This is a genomic window from Streptomyces sp. NPDC060027 (assembly GCF_042737005.1).
Taxonomy (GTDB): Bacteria; Actinomycetota; Actinomycetes; order Streptomycetales; family Streptomycetaceae; genus Streptomyces.
Genome location: NZ_JBHWVI010000116.1, coordinates 21,140 through 27,448, shown reverse-complemented (window position 1 = coordinate 27,448; position 6,309 = coordinate 21,140). Strand labels below are relative to the sequence as shown.

The 6,309-nt window shown below is 72.4% G+C and carries 8 protein-coding genes; 4 read left to right on the top strand and 4 right to left on the bottom strand.

Features of this window, described 5'->3' with window-relative positions:
• Positions 1-157 precede the first annotated feature (157 nt).
• The gene (soxR, locus tag ACFWBT_RS25905; RefSeq protein ID WP_385704552.1) at positions 158-712 is read right to left on the bottom strand and encodes a redox-sensitive transcriptional activator SoxR; all 555 of its coding nucleotides are present in this window, start codon (positions 710-712) and stop codon (positions 158-160) included.
• Between the two features lie 106 nt (positions 713-818).
• On the opposite strand from soxR, the gene ACFWBT_RS25900 reads away from it, so the two are divergent.
• Entirely contained in the window at positions 819-1,280 is a 462-nt protein-coding gene (locus tag ACFWBT_RS25900; RefSeq protein ID WP_385704549.1) for a MaoC family dehydratase, read from the top strand.
• Between the two features lie 82 nt (positions 1,281-1,362).
• On the opposite strand, the gene ACFWBT_RS25895 is transcribed toward ACFWBT_RS25900, so the two are convergent.
• The 3 genes from ACFWBT_RS25895 to ACFWBT_RS25885 form a co-directional block, all read right to left on the bottom strand.
• Complete coding sequence (locus tag ACFWBT_RS25895) at positions 1,363-1,989, bottom strand: TetR/AcrR family transcriptional regulator (protein WP_385704547.1); 627 nt, start codon at positions 1,987-1,989, stop codon at positions 1,363-1,365.
• A gap of 96 nt (positions 1,990-2,085) precedes the next feature.
• Positions 2,086-2,340: a YiaA/YiaB family inner membrane protein gene (locus ACFWBT_RS25890; protein WP_266756948.1), complete on the bottom strand. Its 255-nt coding sequence runs from the start codon at positions 2,338-2,340 to the stop codon at positions 2,086-2,088.
• 65 nt (positions 2,341-2,405) lie between these two features.
• Positions 2,406-3,557, bottom strand: coding sequence for an acyl-CoA dehydrogenase family protein (locus tag ACFWBT_RS25885; RefSeq protein ID WP_385704544.1), 1,152 nt, complete (start codon positions 3,555-3,557; stop codon positions 2,406-2,408).
• Positions 3,558-3,646: 89 nt separating this feature from the next.
• Between ACFWBT_RS25885 and ACFWBT_RS25880 the strand changes: the two genes are divergently transcribed.
• The 3 genes from ACFWBT_RS25880 (at position 3,647) to ACFWBT_RS25870 (ending at position 6,239) form a co-directional block, all read left to right on the top strand.
• Positions 3,647-4,288 (top strand): TetR/AcrR family transcriptional regulator, encoded by a 642-nt coding sequence (locus tag ACFWBT_RS25880; protein ID WP_385704542.1) that lies wholly within the window; start codon positions 3,647-3,649, stop codon positions 4,286-4,288.
• 64 nt (positions 4,289-4,352) lie between these two features.
• Positions 4,353-5,078: an ArsR/SmtB family transcription factor gene (locus tag ACFWBT_RS25875; RefSeq protein ID WP_385704539.1), complete on the top strand. Its 726-nt coding sequence runs from the start codon at positions 4,353-4,355 to the stop codon at positions 5,076-5,078.
• 111 nt (positions 5,079-5,189) lie between these two features.
• Positions 5,190-6,239 (top strand): DMT family transporter, encoded by a 1,050-nt coding sequence (locus ACFWBT_RS25870; protein WP_385704536.1) that lies wholly within the window; start codon positions 5,190-5,192, stop codon positions 6,237-6,239.
• The last annotated feature ends 70 nt before the right edge of the window (positions 6,240-6,309 follow it).

Genomic DNA, 6,309 nt, shown 5'->3' with positions numbered 1-6,309 from the left:
ACAGGCGGGCCGTCACCCGGCCCGCCCGGCTGGGCCTGTCCACCCAGCCGGGCGGGCCGGAGGTCGCACATGCGTGACGGGGCGTGAACGCGTGGGCCGGGCACGGCGGATGACGCGTGGCCGGACAGGGCGATGACCGCGGCCGGGCGGGGAGGGGTCAGCGGCAGTCGCCGAGTGGCTCCCGGTCTGGCTCGGGGTCGCATTCCCGGGGCTGTCCGGGGTGCCGCTCGCGCGGTTTCGGTGCCGCCCGGGCGCCGGGCCGCTCCACCATCAGGCGGGAGCCGGCCTGGCGCTCGCCGAAGACGTCGTCGGGGTTGGAGAGCACACAGTTCTCCAGGGAGAGGCAGCCGCAGCCGATGCAGTCGGTGAGGTGGTCGCGCAGCCGTCCGAGCTGCTTGATGCGTTCGTCGAGTTCGGAGCGCCAGGCCTCCGAGAGCCGGGCCCAGTCCTCCCGCGTCGGGGTGCGCTCCTCGGGGAGTTCGGCGAGGGCCTCGCGGATCGTGGCGAGCGGGATGCCGACGCGCTGGGCGGCCCGGACGAAGGCGACGCGGCGCAGCGCGTCACGGTGGTAGCGGCGTTGGTTGCCCGTGGTGCGGCGGCTGCTGATCAGGCCCTTGGACTCGTAGAAGTGCAGGGCGGAGACGGCGGCGCCGCTGCGGGCCGACAACTGTCCGACGGTCAGCTCGTGGATCGTCTCAGGGATCTGGGGCACGCCTCCAACCTACCCACCGCGTCACACGTCCGGTCCGTTGACATGCGCCCCTCGTCCGACCATGCTAAGCAGTCGCTTAGACATCGAGATGCGGGAGGCCAGGGACATGGCAGAGCCGAGGACGTTCGCGACGGTCGACGAACTGCGGGGCGCCGTGGGCGAGCAGCTGGGGTACACGGACTGGGTCGAGATCGAGCAGAAGCGCATCGACCTCTTCGCGGAGGCCACCGGCGACCACCAGTGGATCCACGTCGACCCCGAGAAGGCCGCGGCGGGTCCGTTCGGCACCACGATCGCGCACGGCTATCTCACCCTGTCGCTGCTGCCCCTCTTCGGCCCGCAGCTGATCAGCGTCGAAGGCGTGAGGATGGGCGTCAACTACGGGTCGAACAAGGTCCGCTTCCCCTCGCCCGTACCGGTCGGCTCACGGCTGCGCGCCACCGCGACGATCACCGCGGTGGACGACGTGCCCGGTGGTGTCCAGGTGTCCGTGGCCTTCAGCGTGGAGCGCGAGGGCGGCGACAAGCCGGTCTGCGTCGCGGAGTCGGTCTCGCGCTACTACCTGTGAGACCGGCCCCACGCCGACGTCTCCGGAACCGGGATGCCTCGTCGCGTCCGGGATCGGGGACGTCCGCGTCCGGGGCGGGGACCTACCCCTTGTAGCCCACCATCCGCCGGACCAGGTCTGCGTAGAGGGCGCCGACCTCGTCCGGGGTCCGGGGACCGCCGACGTTGAACCAGCGGGCCACGTCGATGCACAGGGACAGCACGGCGAGGGTGGTGCCGGGGACGTCCGGGACGTCGAAGTCGCCCGCCTCGACACCGTCCTGGATGATGCTGCGCACCTCCGCGTCGACCTGTCGGCGCAGCGCGATGATCTCGGCGCGCGCGTCGGGCCCGAGGGCGTCGAGTTCGTACTGGACGACACGCGCGGTGGTGTGCTGGCCCGCGTGCCACCGCACGAAGGACCGTACGGCGTCGGTGAGCCGTTCGGCGGCCGTGCCCTCGCCCTCGGCCGCGGTGCGCACGATGTCCAGCGCCTTGTCGTGCCCGATCCTGCTGATCCGGTGGAGCAGCTCTTCCTTGGTCTTGTAGTGGATGTACAGCGCGGCCGGGCTCATGCCCGCGCGGCCGGCGATGTCCCGGGTCGTCGTCGCGTGGTACCCGCGCTCGGCGAAGGCCTCCACGGCGGCGACGAGCAGCCGCCGTGCCGCGTCCGGGGTGACCTCGGCCCACGGCTGCATCTCGCCGCCGGGCGTCTCCTGCGCCGCACTCATCGCTGTTCGCCCCTTCTCCACTGACAGGGTGAACACCATACCCCTGAACCTGAGCGGGCGCTTAGAGCCCCTGGCCCGGCCGCGGCCGCCCGGGGCTCAGAGCTTCTCGAACGGGTCGTACATCCGGCCGCCGGGACGGCTGCCGTCCTGACGGTCGCGGATCACCTTGGCCAGCGTGAAGGACGACGTCACCAGGTACAGGACGGCGATGGCCAGGAAGCCCCGCACCCAGGCGTCGGCCTGGAGTTTGAAGATGCCGAGGGCGGTGGCGGCCATCGCGACGGAGAAGGACGCCACGGCCTGACCGTAGAAGGCGGCCGTGTTCTGCTGTTTGACCGGTGTCTCACTCATGGGACAAGGATCGGCGGACGTGGCCGCCGCCACATCCGCCGTCGTACTCAGGGACGTACTCAGAGTCAGAACGCGGAGACACCCGTCAGGGCGCGCCCGATGACCAGCTTCTGGATCTGGCTGGTGCCTTCGTAGAGGGTCATCACGCGGGCGTCGCGCAGCAGTTTGCCGGCCGGGTACTCGTCGATGTAGCCGTAGCCGCCGAAGACCTGGAGGGCATTGTTCGCGGCGCGTACGGCGGCCTCGGACGCGAAGAGCTTGGCCTTGGAGGACTCGGTGGCGAACGGCAGCCCGCGGTCCACGAGATCGGCGACCCGCCAGGTGAGCAGCCGCGCCGCGTCCACGTCGACGGCGATGTCGCTGATCAGCTCCTGGATGAGCTGGTGGTGCGCGATCGTCCTGCCGAACTGCTCCCGCTCGGTCGCGTACCGCACCGCCGCGTCCAGCGCGGCCTGGGCTATCCCGACGCAGCCCGCGGCCACCGACATCCGGCCCTTGGCCAGCGCCGACATGGCCACCGCGAAGCCCTTGCCCTCGGGCGCCAGCATGGCGCTCGCGGGCACGCGCACGTCCTCGAAGGCCAGTTCGGCGGTCGCCTGGCCGCGCAGCCCGAGCTTGCCGTGGATGGCGCGGCGGGTCAGACCGGGGGTGTCGGTGGGCACCAGGAAGGCGGAGACGCCCTTGTGGCCCGGAGCGTCGGTGGAGCGGGCGAAGAGCAGCACGACATCGGCCCAGGTGCCGTTCGTGATGAACATCTTGGTGCCGTTGATGACGTAGTCGTCGCCGTCGCGCACGGCCCTCGTCGACAACTGGCCCGCGTCGGAGCCGGTGCCCGGCTCGGTGAGCCCGAAGCAGCCGACGTACTCGCCGGCGGTCAGCCCCGGAAGCCAGCGGCGCTTCTGCTCCTCGCTCCCCCAGTACGCGATGGTCTTGGCGACGAGTCCGAGGGAGACGGAGACGATCCCGCGCACGGAGGAGTCGCCGCGCCCCAGCTCCTCGGTGACCAGGCAGTAGGCGAGGTGGTCGCCGCCGCTGCCGCCGTACTCCTCGTCGACGGTGAGGCCGAGGAAGCCGACGTCGGCGAGCTTCTTCACGATGGACCGGTCGACCTCCTCCGCGCGGTCCCACTCGACGACGTGCGGGGCGATCTCGCGCTGCACGAAGTCCTGGGCGAGCTGCCGGACGGCGGTCTGCTCATCATCGAGCCCAAGGTTCATGCCGAGTCACCCCACAGATAGCGGACATTGAAAGTCGTACATTTAAATTAGCACTGCTAGTTTACTGATGCAGCCCTACTATGTGCGCCATGGCCCGACCGCGCAAGCCCCTCCTCAGCACCGACCGCATCGTCGAGACGGCACGGGCCCTGGTGGACGCCGAGGGCCTCGCGGCCGTCTCGACGCGCCGGCTCGCTGCGGAACTCGGGGTGAGCGGGCCCTCCCTCTACAACCACTTCCGCACCAAGGACCAGATCCTGGAGGCGGTCGCGGACTCGGTGAGCGCGCTGGTCGACCTGTCGATGTTCGAGGACGGCCGCGACTGGCGGACCGCGCTGCACGACTGGGCCGTCTCCTACCGCGCCGCCCTGCGCGACCACCCGAACATCGTCCCGGTCCTCGCCCGCGGGCCGGGCCGCCGGCCGGCCGGACTGCGGCTCGCCGACGCCGTGTTCGGGGCCATGGTCGACGCGGGCTGGCCGCCTGCCCAGGCCACCTCGATCGGGGCGCTGATGCGGTACTTCATCATGGGCTCCGCGCTGGGGTCGTTCGCCGGGGGCTTCGTGGACGACGAGAGCGCGTACGACCCCGCCGACTATCCGCATCTGGGGCAGGCGCACCTTCTCGCCGAGCAGCAGGAGAAGATCGACGAGCGGGCCTTCGAGACGGGGCTCAGGGCGCTGCTGGACGGCCTCGCGGTGCAGTACACGGGGCTGGTCCGGGAAGCCTGAGCGGGCCCGGGCGCCTGAGCGGACGCTCGCGATCCTTCGGTGAACGCCGAAGTGTCCATGGCGCATGCTGGACGGCATGACAAGGCCGAAGGATCCGGTCGGGCCGGGGCTCGCCGCGCTGGCCGGGCTGATGGCGGACGAGACCCGGGCCGGCTTTCTGCTCGCGCTGCTCGACGGGCGGGCGTGGACCGCCGGCGAGCTCGCGCGGCAGGCCGGCGTCGCGCCGTCGACCGCCAGCGAACACCTGGGCAAGCTCGTATCGGGCGGCCTGCTCACCGAGGAGCGCCAGGGACGGCACCGCTACGTCCGGCTCGCCGACGACCGCGTCGCCCAGCTCGTCGAGGACCTCGCCGCCCATGTGGCGCCCAGCGCCGCCGCACGTCCCCGGACGCTGCGGGAGGCCGGCGCGGGCTCGGCGCTGGCGCGCGGCCGGACCTGCTACGACCATCTCGCCGGACGGCTCGGCATCACCCTCACCGACGCGCTGACCGGGCGCGGACTGCTCCGCCAGGACACCGGGTTCGCCCTCACCGACGCCGGACTGCGGTGGTTCGACGCCGTGGGCATCACCCTGGACCGCGCCGGACGCCGTCCACTCACCCGTGCCTGTCTCGACTGGACCGAACGGCGTCCGCACCTCGCGGGCACCGCCGGAGCGGCGCTGTGCCGGCACGCGCTGGACGTCCGGTGGTGCGTGCGCATCGGCTCGGACCGGGCGGTCAGGGCGACCCCGGAGGGCGAGCGCGCCTTCGCGGAACTCCTCGGGATCGAGGCGACGGCGCTGAGCTGAGCCGCGTCCCTTCCCGGCGTCTCGCCGCCTCGACCCCCGCGTACCCCCGCGCCGACCTGTGCGTCCGAAATACGCGAGACCGATCTCTGCGCCCCGCCTAGTCTCAGGAGCATGATGAACACCTCCCGCACCGCGTCGCCCCACCGTCGTGCGCACCTGCTCGCCGCCGGTGCGGCGGCCGTCACGGTCGGGCTGTGGGCCTCCGCCTTCGTCTCGATCCGCAGCGCGGGCGCCGCGTACTCGCCCGGCGCGCTGGCGCTGGGACGGCTGCTCGCGGGAGCACTCGTGCTCGGTGCCGTCTGTGTGGTGCGCGGCGAAGGCCTGCCGCCGCGGGGCGCCTGGCGCGGGATCGCGATATCCGGGGTGCTGTGGTTCGGCTTCTACATGGTGGCCCTGAACTGGGGCGAGCAGCAGGTGGACGCCGGTACGGCGGCGCTGGTGGTGAACATCGGCCCGATCCTGATCGCCCTGCTCGGTTCCCGGCTGCTGGGGGACGCGATGCCGCCGCGGCTGCTGGCGGGCATGGCGGTGTCGTTCGCGGGCGCGGTCGCGGTGGGGCTGTCGATGTCCGGGGGCGGTGGTTCCTCGGTCCTCGGTGTCGTGCTGTGCCTGCTCGCCGCCGTCGCGTACGCCGGCGGGGTCGTCGCGCAGAAGCCGGCGCTCGGGCGCGCGAGTGTCCTCCAGGTGACGACCTTCGGCTGTCTGGTCGGGGCCGTGGTGTGTCTGCCGTTCGCGGGTCAGCTCGTCCACGACGCGGCCGACGCCCCCGTCTCGGCCACCCTCAACATGGTGTATCTGGGCGTCTTCCCGACCGCGCTGGCGTTCACGACCTGGGCGTACGCCCTCGCCCGGACGAGCGCGAGCCGCATGGGCGCGACGACGTACGCGGTGCCCGCCCTGGTGGTGCTGATGTCCTGGCTGTTCCTCGACGAGGTCCCGGGGCTGCTGACACTGGCGGGCGGGGTGCTGTGCCTGGCGGGTGTGGCGGTCTCGCGCTCCCGGCCGCGCTCGGGAGCGACCGAGGCGGCCGTACCGGACGCAGTCACGGCACAGGGTCCGGCGTCGGGTCCGGCTCCGGCCGGGGCTCCGGCTCCGGCTCCGGCTCCGGCCCAGGGACCCGCGGCGGCCCCGGACCACGGGTCGGACGCCGAACAGGCCTGATGTACGGCAGGCCTGCCGTCCTGCCGGTGTGCCGTCCTGGCGTCCTGCCGGTGTGCCGTCCCGTCCGTCC